Source organism: Ancylobacter mangrovi, from assembly GCF_024752335.1.
Classification (GTDB): Bacteria; Pseudomonadota; Alphaproteobacteria; order Rhizobiales; family Xanthobacteraceae; genus Ancylobacter; species Ancylobacter mangrovi.
The window spans coordinates 164,802-181,254 of record NZ_JANTHY010000002.1 but is presented as its reverse complement, the minus strand read 5'-3'; the positions used below and the strand labels follow the sequence as shown (position 1 = coordinate 181,254).

The window sequence follows — 16,453 nt, the reverse complement described above, 5'->3', positions numbered from 1 at the left end:
CGCCGCGCCGCTAGCGCCCCTCGAGCTGGGCGGCGAGGCGGGCGATGTCGGCATTGTCGGGCTGCAGCGCGGCGAGCCGCCGGGCGAGGCCGCGTGCCCGCTCGACGTCGCGGGTGCGGAGCGCCTGCCCGAGCGCGAGGCTGATGAGGCCGGCATCGTTGGGATGGCGCGCCAGCGCCTCGACCACCACGCGCTGCGCCTGCGCCTGTTCTCCGCGCGATTGCAGCGCGACCGCGTAGACATAGGCGTAGCGCGGCGCGTCGGGCGCCAGCGCGCTCGCCCGGGCGAGTTCGGTGAGCGCCTCGTCGTAGCGCTTCTGCCGCACTAGGGCGAGGCCCAGCGCATGGTGCAGATCGGCCTCCTCATGCAGGGCGAGCCCCTCGCGCAGCACGCGCTCGGCTTCCTCTTCGCGGTGCTGGGCCCGGTACAGGTCGGAAAGGTTCAGCCGGAGCGTCGAGGCCAGCGGATGAAGCGCCAGCCCCTGCTTCAGCTCCTTCTCCGCGCCCGCGAGATCGCCCCGGCGCGAGAGGAAGAGGCCGAGATTGCCATGGCCCTCCGGCCGGTCGGCGGCGAGTTGCTGGGCCTCGACATAGGCGCGGAAGGCGGCTTCCAGCCGCACCCGGTCGGCGGGATCGAGCGCTGCGGGGTCCTGGTCGGCGAGCAGGCTTGCCGCCTCCAGCCGCACGAGGGGAGAGGGATCGTCGAGCAGCCGGCCGGCGCGGCGCCAGCGCTGGTCGAGAGGAAGCCCGGCCTGCGCGCGCAGCGCCGCGACGCGCACCATCGGGTCGGGATCGGAAAGCGCGCGCCGCGCCGCCTCGTCGCTGGCGACGGAGGGGAAGCGCTCGAGTTCGCCGATCGCCGTTGCCCGCACGATGCCCGGCACGGACGGCTCGCCGGCGAGCGCGATCAGCTCCTCGCGCGCCTCGGGCGCTCCGGCACGTGCGTCGTGGAAGGCCGGCCCCCAGCTCTGGAAGCCCTTGCGCTCGGGTCCGTGCCAGCGCTCGATCGCCGCCGCGGCCCAGCTCGGCGGCTTGTCGGTGTGGCAGGCATTGCACGTGTTCGGCGTGCCGAGCGTCATCGAGAGGTCCGGGCGCGGGATGCGGAAGGAATGATCGTGCCGGCGGTCGATCACCATGTAGGTGCGCGCGGGCATGTGGCAGGCGATGCAGTCCGGTGCGTTCGGGCCGGGCGCGTGGCCGGTATGGGCCTGAGTATCGAAGCGCTCGGGCATGTGGCACTGGCCGCAGACCTGCGCCCCGGGCGCGCGCAGTTGCGCCGTATGGGGATCGTGACAGTCGGTGCAGGTCACGCCCTTGGCATACATGCGGCTCTGCTTGAAGGCGTGGTCGTTGAACACCTCGTCGAGATTCTGGCCGTCGGCCTCGAACAGGCCCTCGCCCAGTAGCACCGGCACATGCGTGTCGGTCAGCGGCTGGCCGGGTTGCCAGTTCTCCGAGAAGACGCCGCGCCGGGCATGGCAGCGTGCGCAGGTCTCGACCACGTCGCCGGCAGGACGCGAGACGCCATGGGCAGGGCTTCCGGTCGCGGGGTCGATGGTCCAGTCGGCGGGCGGGCGCACCGCGGCGACGCTCGCGAAGCCCTTGTTCGGCGTCGCCGCGTCGCTTGTGCCCTTTTCCCGCGCCTGCCTGGCCCAGGCGATGTGGCCTTCCGCGGCGCCGTGGCAGCTCTCGCAGCCGACGCTGATTTCCGAGAACGTCGTGTGGAACGTGTCGGTGGCGGCCTCGTAATTCTTGCGCAGCGCCGTCGAGTGGCACTCCGCGCACATGAAGTTCCAGTTCTGCTGCGGTCCGGTCCAATGCAGCGGGTCGCCGGGCGCTGGCGGATCGTCGGCATAGAGGTGGAACCAGCGCTGCCCGCCCTCGGACTTTGGGCGCGTGTCATAGGCGAAGGGCAGCGCCTGCAGCCGCCCGTCGGGCATGGTGACCAGATATTGCTGCAGCGGATAAAGGCCGAAGGTGTGGGTGACGGTGAAGCGGGAGGGCGTGCCGTCCTTGCCTTCGATCTCGACCTCATAGCGCCCCCCGTCGCGGAAGAAGCGCGCGCTCGCTCCTTCCTTGCCCGCCCGCGCATCGTCGAAATCGCCGCGCACGGTCTCTGCCGTGGCGAGGCTCATGGCCTCGGCATGCTGGGAGGAAAGCCAGGCCTTCACTTCCGGGGCGTGGCAGCCCGCGCAGGCCGCCGAGCCGGCAAAGCCAGCCGGCGCACCGGGGGTGAGCGCACCGATGCCGCCCGCCGCCAGCTCGGCGGAATCGGCCACCGCCGGGGCGACGATCCCCGATTCGCGCGCGAGCGGAAGCAGCAGAAGGGCCAGCGCCGTCAATGTGCCGACCAGCATTGCGGCGAGCGGTGCCTTCAGTTCGTCCCTCGGTATCATGCACTCACATTCGAAGCGCGACGCTCCCAACACGCCGCAACGTCAGCAGCTTATCCGCTTCGCGGCGGATTGCGAGATGGCGGGAGGAATGGCGGTATGGGGGTGACGGTATGGAGATGGAGGTTCGGCCACCTCAGCGCGGCGTCTCCTCGGGCGCCGGCTCCCCGGCGGGAAGCGCGCCGATCCGCCGTCCCGCATTGCGCCGCTCGATCTCCAGCGCCATGGCGGCGATGTCGCATTCGCCGTGGCCGTCGCGCGACAGGGCGTCGAACATCGCCCGCGAGAGGGTGGCGACCGGCAGGTCGAGCTCGGCGCGCGTGGCGAGGTCGGCGGCGGCGTTGAGGTCCTTCAGGAAGGTGCGGACATGGCCACCCGGCTCGAAATGGCGCCCGATCATCCGCTCGCCATGCAGGCGCAGCACCTTGCTGTCGGCATAGCCGCCGAACAGCGCCTCGCGTGCGCGCTCCACCGCGACCCCGGTCTGCGAGAACAGCAGCAGCGCCTCGGCGACCGCCGCCAGCGCCGCGCCGGAGATGATCTGGCTGCCGAGCTTGGTGATCTGGCCCGAGCCGGAGGGCCCGACATGGATCGCGCGGCCGAGCCGGTTCAGCACCGGCTGCGCGCGCTCGAAGCCGCGAGGCTCGCCGCCCACCATGATCGCCAGCGTTCCGTCGACGGCGCCGGGAGGGCCGCCCGAAACCGGCGCGTCGAGATAGACGACGCCGTGCCCGGCGAGGCGCCGGGCGTTCTCGCGCGCGGCGTCGGGATGCAGCGAGGTGAGATCGACCACCACCGTGCCGGGGGCGAGCGCCTCGATCAGCGCGGGCGCGAACAGCACTTCCTCGATCGACGCCGCATGTTCGAGGATGATGCAGACGATTCCCGCGCCCTCGACCGCCGCGGCCGGAGTGGGCGCGATCGTGGCGCCGAGGGCTTCGAGCGGGCGGGCCTTCTCCGGCGTCCGGTTCCAGGCGGCGAGCGGCAAGCCGGCGGCGAGCAGGCGCTCGGCCATCGGTCGCCCCATCAGCCCGGTGCCAAGGAACCCGATACGCTCAGCCACGGCTGTCTCCCCTGTCGCTCGCGAGGCATCCATCTTAGGGTGCACCAAAGACATGTCTAGACAGGTTTGGAAAAACCCTCTGGAATCGGGCATCGGACCGTGCCATGGCTAGCTTTGCCCATGGATCGTCGTGGCCGAATCCCCAGGACTGGAGCGATGCGTCGCATGGCCGGGCTGGACGAAGGGCGACCGGCGGGCAGCGGGAAGGCAGGATGGACGGCGCAGTGACCATTTCCCTCGACCAGTTCCCGCAGGATCCGGCGCCGCTCTACGAGCGGGTCGAGCGCTTTATTCTCGGGAAGATCGAATCGGGCGAGTGGGGCGCCAGCCACCGGCTGCCGAGCGAGCCGGAATTCTCGCGCCTGCTCGGCATCTCGCGCATGACCATCAACCGGGCGATGCGCGAGCTGGCGCGCCGCAACGTGATCGATCGCATTCCCGGCGTCGGCACCTTCGTCGCCAGCGCCAAGCCGGCCTCGGCGGTGGTGGAGATCCACAACATCGCCGACCACATCCGCTCGCGTGGCGAGGTGCATTCGAGCCGGGTGATCGAGCTGCGCGCGGTGGTGCCGCCGCGCGAGGTCAGCCTCGGCATGGCGACACCGGAGAAGGCGAAGCTCTACCGCGCCCTCATCGTCCATGCGGCGAACGAGGTGCCGGTGCAGCTCGAGGACCGCTACGTGCTGCCCGCCTTTGCCCCCGACTTCCTGAAGCAGAACTACGAGACCGGCAGCACCACCGCCTATCTGTTCTCGATCACCCCGCCCACCGAGGCCGACCACCTGATCGAGGCGGTGGCCGGGCGGGAGGAATGGTGCGGGCATCTCGATATCGAGCCGGGCGAGCCGTGCCTCGTGGTCAAGCGCCGCACCTGGGTCGGGCCGACCGTCACCAACTACATGACCTTCGTCCATCCCGGCTCGCGCTACAGCCTCTCCGGCCGCACGACGACGCGGGACTGAGGCGGAAGCGCCGGGCGTAGCTCCCGTCTGCTGATCTAGACTTGTATAGATAGGGCGGCGGCGCTTAAGCTCGCTCGCCTCTCGACCGCCCGCCGCAGGAGATTTCAGTGGCCGGATCCAAGCCGCTCGCCGGCATTCGCGTGCTCGATTTTTCCCGCGTCCTCGCCGGCCCGTTCTGCACCGCGCTGCTGGCCGATGTCGGCGCCGAGGTGATCAAGGTCGAGCCGCCGCAAGGCGACGACTACCGCCATATCGGCCCGTTCGTCGGCGGCGAGGGCGGGTTGTTCCTGCTGATGAACCGCAACAAGCGCTCGATGGCACTCGACCTCAAGCAGGAAGAGGCGCGCGAGCTCGCCCACGAGCTGATCGCGAAGAGCGACGTGATCGTGGAGAATTTCCGCCCTGGCGTCGCCGACCGGCTCGGCATCGGCTTCGAGCAGGCGAAGGCGATCAACCCCGGCATCGTCTATCTCTCCATTTCCGGCTTCGGTCAGGAGGGCCCGCTCGCCAAGCGTCCCTCCTACGACATCGTCGCCCAGGCCATGGCCGGCATGATGAGCATGACCGGCGACCCCGAGGGCCCGCCGACCCGGGTGGGCGACGCGCTCGGCGACCTCTCCTCCGGCCTATACGGCGCCTGGGCGGTGGCGGTGGCGCTGGTCGGGCGGCTGCGCAGCGGCGAGGGGCGGCGGATCGACGTCGCCATGTTCGATTCCATCTTCTCGCTGCTGCCCACGCCGATGAGCCTCATGCTCTTCGCCGGCGCCAGCCCCACGCGCACCGGCAACCACCATGCGATCTCGACGCCTTTCGGCAGCTTCGCGGCCCGCGACGGGCAGGTCATCATCGCGGTGGCGAACAATGCGCTGTTCGCGCGCCTCGCCGCCGCCATGGGCCAGCCGGAGCTTGCGTACGATCCCCGCTTCGCCACCGACAGCAGCCGCACCGAACATGCCGAGGTGCTGCGGCCGGCGGTAGAGGCATGGACGCGCGCGCGTTCGGTCGAGGAGGTGGTCGCGATCCTCGACCGGGAAGGCATCCCGGTCTCGCCGATCTGGTCGGTGGAGCAGGCGGCGGCGAGCGCGCATGTCACCTTCCGCAGGCTCTTCGCCGAGGTCGACCATCCGGCCGCCGGCACGGTGCGGGTGATGGAGCAGCCGGTGCAGTTCTACGACGTCCCGCGCGGCCAGGTGACGCCGGCGCCGCTGCTCGGCGAGCATACCGATGCGATCCTCGAGGAGGTGCTCGGCATCCCGGCGGAGCGGCGCGAGGAATTGCGCCGGGCCGGGATCATCTAGCGGCCACGTAGCCGGCTATGATTTCCGCCGCCGCGCCCGCGCCTCGAGGAAATCGGCCATCGCCGTGCGCTGCCCCGGCGTGCCATAGAGCGGGGCGCCGATGCGCCCCTCGCGCCGCGTCGCCTCGCCGACGTCGAGGGCGGGTGACACGCGCAGCGCGGCCTTCATCGCCGCCAGCGCCGGGGCGCTGAATCCTGCGAGCTCGCGGGCCAGCGCGTCGAGACGGGCCTCGAACGCCTCCTCCGAGCAGACCTCGCTCACCAGCCCGGTGGCGAGGGCCCGTTCGGCCAGGATGATCTCGCCGGTGAGGCATATATGCGCCGCGCCGGGCGCCAGACGCTTCAGCCGCGTGATGCCGCCGCCGCCGGGCAGGATGCCGAGCTTGATCTCCGGCAGGCCGAAGCGCGCATTCTCGCTGGCGAGGCGGATATCGGCGGCGAGCGCCAGCTCCAGCCCGCCGCCGAGGCACCAGCCCCGGATGCCAGCGATCACCGGCACCGGCAGCGCCGCCAGCCGGTCGTGGAAGTCGGCGATGCGGTCGGAAAGCGCGACCGAGCCGGCCTCGTCGAGGTCGATCAGCTCCTCGATGTCGGCCCCGGCGACGAAGGCACGCTCGCCGGCGCCGCGCAGCACGATCACCCGGGTCTCCGACGCGGCGGCGGCGCACTCGACCGCACCGGCGAGCTCGGCGCGCAGCGCGTTGTTCAGCGCGTTGAGATGGGCCGGCCGGTCGATCGCGATGCGCGCGATGCCGTCCTCGATCTCGAGCGTGATGCGCCCGCGCGAATCCGCCGCTTCCGCCATCGTCGATCCCCTCCGCACGCCCGGCACATCCTTGCGTGCCATTGCGGCAGCGTCATTGCAGCCGTGCCTAAACTTTGACCGCGGCGGCATCTTCCGCCCCGTCGTCATCTATGTTTACCTGTATATACAGATCAGGCGGAGACGGAAACGGCTCGTGGGCGATGTCCTCTCGGGCGGCTTCCGGAAGCGGCGGAGTCTCGGGTGTACACCATCGACATCGACACCGGCGGCACCTTCACTGACGGCTATGTGGCGGGCCCCGACCGCAAGGTCGGCGTAAAGGTCGACACCACGCCCCACGACCTCACCCTGTGCTTCTGGAACTGCATCGAGAGCGGGGCGAAGGCGATCGGCCTGCCGACCAGCGACCTGCTGGCGCAGACCCGCGTGGTGCGCTTCTCCTCCACCATCGCCACCAATGCGGCGGTGCAGCTCTCCGGCCCCAAGCTCGGGGTGATCGTGACGCGCGGCGCCGAGGAAGCGCTTTACGGCGCGGGCGGCGCCAACCCGCTCTTCGCCTTCCTGCCGGCGCGGCTGGTGGTCGGGCTCGACGAGGAGGTGGACGCCGGCGGCGCAGTGGTCCGCGAGCCCTCGACCGACGAGATCGAGGCCAAGGCACGCGAGATCCTTGAGCAGGGCGCGCGCATGCTCGTCATCTGCCTCGCCAACGCCCATCTCAACCCGGCCAACGAGAAGAAGGTGCGCGCGGTGCTGGAGGCCTCCTATCCGCGCCATTATCTCGGCGCGGTGCCGATGCTGGCCTCGCACCAGATCTCGATGGTGCCGGACGACGCGCTTCGGGCCAACACCACGGTGATCAACGCCTATTTCCACCGTTCGCTGGCGCAGTCGCTTTACAAGGCCGAGGACCTGGTCCGCCGCAACCGCTACCGCCACCCGCTGATGATCGTGACGGCGGATTTCGGCTGCACCCGCGTCGCCAAGACGCGCGCCATCAATTCCTACCAGTCGGGGCCCGCCGCCTGCGTCCGCGGCGCCGGCGTCACCGCCGAGGCGCTCGGCCATGCGAAGGTGCTGGTGATCGACGTCGGCGGCACCACCTCGGACGTCGCCTATATCGAGAACGGCCGGCCGAACGGCGCCAGCCAGCGCCCGATCCGCGATGTCGACGTGCTCCAGCGCATCCCCGACATCATCTCCTACGGCGTCGGCGGCGGCTCGAAGATCCGCGCCGCGGACGGCACGCTGACCGTCGGCCCGGACAGCCAGGGCGCGGTGCCCGGCCCGGCCGGCTTCGGGCTCGGCGGCACCATGGCGACGCCCACCGACGTCTGGCTCGCGCTCGGCCTGATCGAGGCCGACGCTTATCTCGGCGGCCGCAAGAAGCTGAAGGGCGACCTCGCCCGCGCCGCGGTCGAGCGCGAGCTTGCCGGCCCGCTCGGCCTCGAGCCCGAGGCGGCGATGCTGGCCGCCAAGGAGGCGGTGGAGGCGCGGCTCGCCCGCTACATTTCCGAGGGCGGCTTCGTGCCGGAGAATGCCGGCTTCGGCGACGTCACGCTCTATGCGGTGGGCGGCGGGGGCGGGCTCCTCACCGTCGGCGTCGCCGAGAAGCTCGGCGCGGCGCGGGCCTATTTCCCGCTGACCGCGCCGGTGTTCTCCGCCTTCGGGGCGTCGACGCTCGACGTCACCCACCATTACGAGGCGATCCTGCCGGCTGGCGCGGGACCCGACGCCGTCGCCGGCAAGATCGCCGGCATGGAGGCGGAGGCGGCGCGCGACATGCGCGGCGAGGGCTTCCTGCCGGCCGAGGTCGACAGCACGCTCGAGGCGGCCGTGTTCGCCGGCCGCGCCAGCGCGGCGCGCATCGGCCCGCTGCCCGTGGGCGAGGAGGCGATGGCGGCGATCGGCGCGCTCGCCGCGCAGGCGGGCGATGCGGCGGGCGGCATGGGCGGCTATGTCGAGCTGCGCCTCACCGCCACCGGGCGCATTCCCCATCCGGTGCTGGCCGCGCTCGGCGAGCGGGCGGCGGATGCGGACGGCGCGCTCGCCGGCACGCGGGCGATCGTCACCGCCGAAGGCCGGGTCACTGCGCCGGTCTACCGTTTCGACCGGCTGCCGATCGGCGCGCGCATCGCCGGCCCGGCCATCGCCGAGACCGAGCACACCTCGATCCTGGTGCCGGCGGGCCGCACGCTCGAGATCGATCCGCATGGCGGCGGCGTGGTGGAGATCACATCATGAGCGGCAAGGTTGAGATCACCGAATATCTCGCCATCGACCTCGCGCGCGAGCGCTGGCAGTGCCGGCGCTGCGACCACGACCTCGGCCCGGCGCGCGCCAGCTACAAGGAAGGCTGCCTCGTCGCCGACCGCGACCCGCGCGAGGTGCACGAGCCGGTGGTGGAGGGCGAGTACACCTTCGCGCCCGACCCGGAATGGTGCCGGCTGGTCGAGTTCTACTGCCCGAACTGCGCCACGCTGATCGAGGTCGAGTACCTGCCGCCCGGCCATCCGATCACGCACGACATCGAACTCGACATCGACGCTCTCAAAGCCCGGCACGGGGCCTGACGTCCGGCTTCGCCTCCGCGGGGATTCACGCATGACCACCGCAATCGACATCGACATCGGCGGCACCTTCACCGACTGCTACATCGCCCGCGGCGAGGAGAGCGTGTGGTGCAAGGCGCGCACGACTGCCTACGACCTGTCGGTCTGCACGCTTCAGGCGATCGAGGAGGGGGCGGCAAAGCTCGACCTGTCGGTGGAGCAGCTGCTCGCCGAGACCGGCATCGTGCGCTACTCCTCGACCATCGCCATGAACAAGCTGATCCAGCGCAACGGCCCCAAGGTCGCGCTGATCACCACCCACGGCTTCGAGGACACGATCTTAATCGGCCGCTGCAGCCAGTGGGCCGACGGCCTGCCGTTCAAGACCACGCGCAACATCGCGCGCATGAAGCGTCCCGAGCCGCTGGTCGACCGGGAGATGGTGGTCGGCGTCGCCGAGCGCGTCGATTCCACCGGCGAGGTGATCTACCCGCTCGACGAGGCGCGCTTCCTCGAGCAGCTTCGCGGCCTCGTGGACCGCGGCGCACGCAGCTTCGTGGTCTCACTGCTGTGGTCGTTCATGAATCCGGTCCACGAGCAGCGCATCAAGGAGCTGATCCTCGAGGAATATGGCGACGCCTATCTCGGCTCGATGCCGGTGTTCCTCTCCAGCGAGGTGTCGCCGCGGATCTTCGAATATCCGCGCACCATGATGACGCTGCTGAACGGCTACCTGCACCAGGCGATGTATCACGAGCTGATGGGCATCGCCGAGGAGTTCCGCGAGCGCGCCTACCGCAAGCCGCTGATGATGGTGCACAACACCGGCGGCATGGCCTCGGTGCTGAAGACCTCGGCCGTGAACACCTTCAATGGCGGGCCGGTGGCGGGCGTGATGGGCAGCTACCACCTCGCCCCGCTCTACGGCTACAAGAACGTCATTTCCGCCGATATGGGCGGCACCAGCTTCGACATCGGCATGGTGGCGGAGGGCTCGACCCGCTTCTACCAGTTCCAGCCCGTCATCGACACCTGGACCGTCGACGCCACCATCCTCGACGTGCGCTCCATCGGCGCGGGCGGCGGCTCGATCATCCAGGTCAACCCGCTGCTCGGCAACCAGCTCACCGTCGGACCGGAGAGCGCGGGCTCGAATCCCGGCCCCGCCTGCTACGACCAGGGCGGCGACCTGCCGACCGTGACCGACGCCGACCTCGTGCTGGGCTATCTCAACCCCGACACCTTCCATGGCGGACGCCTGACGCTCGACTGCGACCTCGCCCGCAAGGCGGTGGCGGAAAAGGTCGCGGGTCCGCTCGGCGTGCCGGTGGAGGAGGCGGCGCTGCTCGCCAAGCGCGTCATCGACGGCACGATGGGCGGGGAGATCTACAAGGAGACCGTGCTCAAGGGCTTCGACCCGCGCGACTTCATCCTGTTCGCGCTGGGCGGCGCCGGCCCGGTCCACGCCACTGGCTTCGCCGAGGCGGCGCAGCTCGAGACCGTGGTGGTGTTTCCCTATTCCTCGACCTTCTGCGCCTTCGGCTCCTCGACCATGGACATCGTCCATCTCTACGAGAAGTCGCTCCACCTCCACCTGATCGACCTGAACGGGCGCACCTTCGACGATTTCGCCACCTTCAACGCCGTGGTCGACGCGCTGATCGAGCGCGGCCGGCAGGACTTCCGCGGCGAGGGCGTCGACCCCGACAAGGCCGAATGGCAGCTCGAGCTCGACATGAAGTTCGGCGGCCAGCTCAACACCAGCCGCACCATCTCGCCGGTGCTGCATCTCGACGGGGAAGGCGACGTCGCCGCGCTCTACAAGGCGTTCGAGGCCGACTACGCCGCCGCTTACAGCGCCATGGGCCTCACCCCCGAGGCCGGGGTGGAGATCGAGAACTTCGTCATCCGCGCTACCGTGCGCATGCCCAAGCCCGCGGCGAGGACGCGGCCGCTCGGCGATGCCGACCCGTCCGCCGCCCGCACCGGCACCCGCCCGGCCTACTGGCGCGACATCGGCTGGCACGAGACCGACATCTACGACCGCGAGCGCCTTGCGCCCGGCAACAGTTTCGAGGGCCCGGCGCTGATCGAGGCGTCGGACACCACCATCGTCGTCGAGCCGGGCTGGAGCTTCCTACTCGACGAATACGGCAACGGGCTGATCCGCCGCACCGGCGCGGGCGGGCGTTCCCCCGCGCAGCAGGGCTGAAGGAGCGCGCGATGTTCGACATGGAACTGGTGACCTCCGGCCTCAAGCCGACCGCGCCCAGCCCCGAGCAGCTCGCGGCGATGGAGGAGCTCGGCCCCGGCGACTACGAGATCTTCTCCGAGAAGCTCAACATGATCCTGGAGGAGGGCAAGCGGGTGATGACCCTGATGGGCATCTCCTCCATGCTCCATTCCGGCGACACCATGGCCGGCATCTACACCGCCGAGGGCGACCTCGTGACCACCGCCTGCGGCACCTATCTGCACTGCGTCACCGGCCAGATCCCGGTGAAGTTCATCCTGCGCTATTTCGAGCAGGACCCGAGCGTGGGCGTGCGCGAAGGCGACGTCTTCTACTGCAACGAGGCGATCTATGGCGGGATCCACAATCCCGACCAGTTCGCCATCATGCCGATCTTCCACGAGGGCGCGATCGTCTCCTGGGTGGTGGTCGGCGCGCACCAGTCGGAGACCGGCGGCAAGGAGCCGGGCGGCGAGATCACCACGGCGGTGAGCCGCCACGACGAGGGCATGAAGCTGACGCCGATCAAGATCGGCGAGAACTACCGCCTGAAGACCGACATCCTGATGATGATGGAGAACTTCATCTCCCGCGCCCCGCGCATGCAGGTGACGGACGTGAAGGCGCGCGTCGCCGCCTGCGACCGGATCCGGCTGCGGGTGCAGGAGGTCGCCGCCCGGCGCGGCGCGCGGTTCCTCTCCGGCCTGTTCCGCAAGATGATCAAGGAATCCGAGGACGGGGCGCGCAAGCGCATCTCCACCTGGAACGACGGCGTCTACCGCCACGTCGTGTTCATCGACACCACTGGCTCGGAGGCGAGCCTGCTGCGGGTGCCGATCGCGGTCCACAAGAAGGGCGACCGGCTGACCATCGACCTCACCGGAACCTCGCCCGAGCACGAGGGCTCGTTCCAGGCGCTGGCGCCCTCCGTGCGCGCGCACTGCGCGGTCAATCTCTACCAGTTCCCGTTCCACGACTTCCCGATCTCGGCGGGCACGATGGAGCCGGTGGACTTCGTGATCCCGCACGGCACGATCATGGACCCGGACCCGGAGGCGGCGATCTCCTGCTCGCCGATCACCGCCTCGGCGGTGTTCCCGCTGCTCGGTGTCGCCATCTCCAAGATGATGTATGACAGCCCGCAGCGCGACCTCGTCTGCGGCTTCTGCTCGTCCAATTCCTCGGCGCCGATGATCGCCTGCACCAATCAGCACGGCGCCAAGGTGGTCGACTTCATGGGCTTCCCGCTCAACGCCTGGGGCCTGTCGGCGCGCCACGACATGGACGGCATCGACGCCTTCGGCTTCCCGCACGGGCCGTGGGGCAAGGGGCCGGACGTGGAGGACATCGAGCGCGCCTTCCCGCTGCTGCATCTCTACCAGAAGAACATGCCCGATTCCGGCGGCTTCGGGCGCTGGCGCGGCGGCAACGGCGTGACCATCGCCTATGTGGTGCACAAGGTGCCCTATGCGGTGTTCACCGCGACCACCAAGGAATCCAAGTTCCCCACCCATACCGGCCTGTTCGGCGGCTATTCGGAGACCGTGGTGCCGGCGATCCGCGTGGTCGGCACCGACGCCGTCGCGGCGATGAAGGACGGCGCGCTGACGCTCGCCGACGGCGACGCCGACCTCGTGAAGGAGAACCCGTTCGGCGGCACGATCGTGATGGAGCATCAGGCACGCCCGGCGCGGGTGGTCCATCGCGGCGAGATCATCTGCTCCTCGACGCAGGGCGGGGGCGGCTATGGCGACGTGCTGGAGCGCCCCGCCGCCGAGGTCGCCGAGGACGTGCGCACCCGCGCCATCACGCCGGAGACGGCGCGGCGCGTCTACCATGTGGTGCTCGAGCCCGAGACGCTGCTGGTGGACGAGGAGGCGACCGAGGCCGCCCGCGCCGAGGCACGCCGTACCCGCCTCGCTCGGGCCAAGCCCTATGGCGAGTTCATGCGCGAATGGAGCGCCAGGCGCCCGCACCCGCAGGCGCTGAAGTTCTTCGGCTCGTGGCCCGACGCGAAGCCGAACCGCGAGGTGATCCGCATCTGAGGCGCTCGCCCGTGCGGGTGGCGCCCGCCCACGCGCCTCATGCCGTCTTGCGGATGAGCGCCACCGCGATGGCGGCGAACAGCAGCAGCGCGCCCATCGCCGCGAAGGTGTCGGAAAAGCCCATGATGAGCGCCTGCTGCGCCACCAGATTGCCGAGCAGCACCTCCGCCTGATGGTAGGCCCGCGCCGGGTCGGGCACGCCGTGGGTCATGAAATAGTGCTGCATGCGCGCCAGGAAGTCGCGCACCTGCTCGCCGAACGGCGTGACCGACTGGCCGATGATGTTCGAGTGGAACTGCTCGCGCTTGGAGATGATGGTCGCGAGGATCGCCGTGCCGACGGCCCCGCCGAGGCTGCGCATCATGTTGAACAGGCCGGACGCCTGCCCTGACAGCGCCGGCGGCGTGCCGATCATGGTGATGCTGGCGAGCGGCGAGATGACGATCGCCTGTCCGATCGCGCGCACGATGTTGGTGAGCATGAACTGCTGCCCGCCATCGTCGAAGCTCAGATGGCTGTTCATGAAGCAGCTCACCGCGAACACCACCAGTCCGACCCCGACCAGCAGGCGCGCGTCGATCCGCTTCATCAGGAACGGCATGAACGGGATGATGACGAGCTGCGGCAGACCGACCCAGGCCAGCACCGCACCGATCTGCTGCGCATTGTAGCCCTGCACCTCGTCGAGATAGGTCGGCAGCACGTAGACCGAGCCGAACAGGGCGAAGCCGACGATGGTGTTGGCGACCGTGCCGAGCGCGAAGTTGCGGCGCAGGAACAGCCGGAGCTGAACCGCGGGGCGCTCCACCGTCAGCTCGATGGCGATGAAGACGACAAGGCAGAGCGCCGCGACGAGGCTGAGCCGCACGATCAGCGGCGAGCCGAACCAGTCGTCCTTGTTGCCCTCGTCGAGCACCGTCTGAAGGCAGGCGAGCCCGATCGACATGAAGCCGATGCCCCACCAGTCGCCCTCGCGCAGCAGGTGGAGCTGCATCGCCGAGCGCTCCAGCGTCGGGTAGAGCAGGGCGAGCATCACCGAGCCGGGGATCAGGTTCACGAAGAAAATGGTGGGCCAGCCATACTGCTCCGTCAGGTAGCCGCCGATGGTCGGCCCGATCGACGGGCCGAAGGTGGCGGTGAGCGCGAAGATGGCGATGCCGACCGGCTGCTGGCGGCGCGGCAGCCGGGTCAGCACCATGGTGAAGGCGAGCGGGATCAGGCAGCCGGCGAAGAAGCCCTGGAAGCCGCGCATCACGATCATCTGGCTGAGATTGGTCGCGAAGGCGCAGCCCACCGAGAAGGCGAGGAACAGCACCACCGAGCCGAGGATGAAGCGGCGGAAGCCGAACACCCGGCTGAGATAGTCGGTCAGCGGGATCATGATGATCTCGCCGATCAGATAGGCGGTCGAGATCCAGGTGCCGTTATCGACCCCGGTGCCGATGCCGCCCTCGATCTCGGGCAGCGAGGCGTTGGTGATCTGGATGTCGAGCACGGCGATCAGGGCGCCGAGCATGCAGCCGAACACGGCGATCCAGGTGGTGAGGCTGGCCCCCGGCTCGGCCTCGGCCGGCACGAGGGGAGGCGATGCGGTCGTGTCCATGGCATCACCTCACGATCCGGCGGGAGTGGAAACGGCAGGGGCAGGCGTAGTCGGCGCGGCGGGCGAGCGCCGGTCGATATGGATGGTCGGGGTCACCGACATGCCCGGCCGCAGCCGCCCGGCGAGCGGGTCGGTCGGGTCGAGGTCGATCCGCACCGGGATGCGCTGGACGATCTTGGTGAAGTTGCCGGTGGCGTTGTCCGGCGGCAGCAGGGCGAATTCCTGTCCGCTGGCGGGGGCGAGGCTGGCGACGTAGCCGCGCACCGGGCGGTCGGGGAAGGTGTCGACCTCGATCGAGACCGCCTGCCCCGGCTCGACCTGCGACAGCTCCGTCTCCTTGTAGTTGGCGACCACGTAAGTCGCTTGCAGGGGCACCACCGCGAGCAGCGCCGTGCCCGGCTCGACATATTGCCCGACGCGCAGCGTGCGCGCGCCGACCACCCCGTCCACCGGCGCGCGCAGCACCGTGTAGCCGAGGTCGAGCTTGGCCTTGTCGAGCGCCGCCTGATTATGGGCGAGCGTCGCCTTCGCCTGCTCGAGCTGGGCGTCGAGCGTGGCGACCTGCTTCTGCGCGGCGTCGAGCGCGGCCTTGTCGCGGCTCACCTGCGCCTGCGCCTGCGTGATCTGGGCGCTCGCCTGCTGCGCGGTCTCGACCGAGCCGTAGCCGTCCTGCGCCAGCGTGCCGAAGCGCTTGTTGTTCTGCTCGGCGAAGGTCGCCTGCGCCTCGTCGGCGACGATCTGCGCCTTCGCCTCCTCGATCAGCGCCTGCTGCTCGGAAATCTGCGCCTGCCGGTCGTCGATGGTGGCCTTCGCCTCGGCGACGTCGGCCCCGGCCTGGTCGACCGCCGCCTGGTAGTCGCGCGGGTCGATGGTGGCGAGCACGTCGCCCTTCTTCACCGGCTGGTTGTCGGTGACGTTGACCGCGGTGAGATAGCCCGAGACCTGCGGGGCGATGGTGACGATGTCCGCCTGCACATAGGCGTCGTCGGTCGCCACCTCGAAGCGCCAGACCTTCCAGTATTCGGTGCCGGCGACGGCGAGGCCGCCGATCACGACGAGGGCGATCGCCGCCTCGATGGCGCGCCGGCGCCCGAGATGGGGCTTCGGCGGCGGAGGAACGGCCGGTTTCGCCCCGGGAATGGCGGGGCCGGGCGTGAGCGGCGCCGGCACGGGGCGGGCGTCGAGCTTGGCGGGATCCGTGGCCATGTTCATGTGCCCCTCCAGGGCTGGATGGAAGATGGCCGAGAGTGCGCGTGCCGGTGGGTCAGGTCTTTTCGCCCGCCACGCCTCTTTGCCGATTCGCACCGCGCCTCCGTTGTGTCGAGAAGCATTCCCAGCCGGAATGTAAGCTGAAGAAAAAATTATACTTAAGATCACGCCGGAAATGGCGGCTCTAGGTCCGCTGTCGCCTCGGAATACGTGACGGATATACGCAGGTATGATGCGCCATAGCCGAAAATATATTCGGGCAAACCCACGTAGAATGGAGCGGTCCGCGCCGTTCCTGTCCTCTGTTCCGAGCAATCGGCAGCCATCCGCGCCC

The 16,453-nt window shown here is 69.8% G+C and carries 11 protein-coding genes; 6 read left to right on the top strand and 5 right to left on the bottom strand.

Features of this window, described 5'->3' with window-relative positions:
- Window positions 1–10: 10 nt before the first annotated feature.
- Together NVS83_RS06650 and NVS83_RS06645 are read right to left on the bottom strand one after the other, a co-directional pair.
- The gene (locus NVS83_RS06650; protein ID WP_258738634.1) at window positions 11–2,395 is read right to left on the bottom strand and encodes a cytochrome c3 family protein; all 2,385 of its coding nucleotides are present in this window, start codon (window positions 2,393–2,395) and stop codon (window positions 11–13) included.
- Window positions 2,396–2,528: 133 nt separating this feature from the next.
- The gene (locus tag NVS83_RS06645) at window positions 2,529–3,455 is read right to left on the bottom strand and encodes an NAD(P)-dependent oxidoreductase (RefSeq protein ID WP_258738633.1); all 927 of its coding nucleotides are present in this window, start codon (window positions 3,453–3,455) and stop codon (window positions 2,529–2,531) included.
- A gap of 212 nt (window positions 3,456–3,667) precedes the next feature.
- On the opposite strand from NVS83_RS06645, the gene hutC reads away from it, so the two are divergent.
- Both hutC and NVS83_RS06635 read left to right on the top strand, forming a co-directional pair.
- Window positions 3,668–4,417: a histidine utilization transcriptional repressor HutC gene (gene hutC, locus NVS83_RS06640; RefSeq protein ID WP_258738632.1), complete on the top strand. Its 750-nt coding sequence runs from the start codon at window positions 3,668–3,670 to the stop codon at window positions 4,415–4,417.
- Window positions 4,418–4,524: 107 nt separating this feature from the next.
- Window positions 4,525–5,715 carry a CaiB/BaiF CoA transferase family protein gene (locus NVS83_RS06635; RefSeq protein ID WP_258738631.1) on the top strand — a complete coding sequence of 397 codons (1,191 nt, stop codon included), beginning with the start codon at window positions 4,525–4,527 and terminating at the stop codon, window positions 5,713–5,715.
- A gap of 15 nt (window positions 5,716–5,730) precedes the next feature.
- On the opposite strand, the gene NVS83_RS06630 is transcribed toward NVS83_RS06635, so the two are convergent.
- Window positions 5,731–6,561, bottom strand: a complete 831-nt coding sequence (locus tag NVS83_RS06630; protein WP_258738630.1) for an enoyl-CoA hydratase/isomerase family protein — start codon at window positions 6,559–6,561, stop codon at window positions 5,731–5,733.
- Window positions 6,562–6,720: 159 nt separating this feature from the next.
- On the opposite strand from NVS83_RS06630, the gene NVS83_RS06625 reads away from it, so the two are divergent.
- Genes NVS83_RS06625 through NVS83_RS06610 form a run of 4 tightly spaced genes read left to right on the top strand, consistent with a single transcriptional unit; the run spans window position 6,721 to window position 13,307 of the window.
- Window positions 6,721–8,721, top strand: a complete 2,001-nt coding sequence (locus NVS83_RS06625; protein ID WP_258738629.1) for a hydantoinase/oxoprolinase family protein — start codon at window positions 6,721–6,723, stop codon at window positions 8,719–8,721.
- The gene (locus NVS83_RS06620; protein ID WP_258738628.1) at window positions 8,718–9,050 is read left to right on the top strand and encodes an acetone carboxylase subunit gamma; all 333 of its coding nucleotides are present in this window, start codon (window positions 8,718–8,720) and stop codon (window positions 9,048–9,050) included. Before NVS83_RS06625 ends, NVS83_RS06620 begins: the two co-directional genes overlap by 4 nt.
- Window positions 9,051–9,081: 31 nt before the next feature.
- Entirely contained in the window at window positions 9,082–11,241 is a 2,160-nt protein-coding gene (locus NVS83_RS06615) for a hydantoinase/oxoprolinase family protein (RefSeq protein WP_258738627.1), read from the top strand.
- A gap of 11 nt (window positions 11,242–11,252) precedes the next feature.
- The gene (locus NVS83_RS06610; RefSeq protein ID WP_258738626.1) at window positions 11,253–13,307 is read left to right on the top strand and encodes a hydantoinase B/oxoprolinase family protein; all 2,055 of its coding nucleotides are present in this window, start codon (window positions 11,253–11,255) and stop codon (window positions 13,305–13,307) included.
- Window positions 13,308–13,344: 37 nt separating this feature from the next.
- Here NVS83_RS06610 and NVS83_RS06605 read toward each other — a convergent pair whose 3' ends face one another.
- Together NVS83_RS06605 and NVS83_RS06600 are read right to left on the bottom strand one after the other, a co-directional pair.
- Entirely contained in the window at window positions 13,345–14,910 is a 1,566-nt protein-coding gene (locus tag NVS83_RS06605; RefSeq protein WP_258738625.1) for a DHA2 family efflux MFS transporter permease subunit, read from the bottom strand.
- A 9-nt stretch (window positions 14,911–14,919) separates the two neighbouring features.
- Window positions 14,920–16,122, bottom strand: a complete 1,203-nt coding sequence (locus tag NVS83_RS06600) for an HlyD family secretion protein (protein WP_258738624.1) — start codon at window positions 16,120–16,122, stop codon at window positions 14,920–14,922.
- Between the last annotated feature and the right edge of the window lie 331 nt (window positions 16,123–16,453).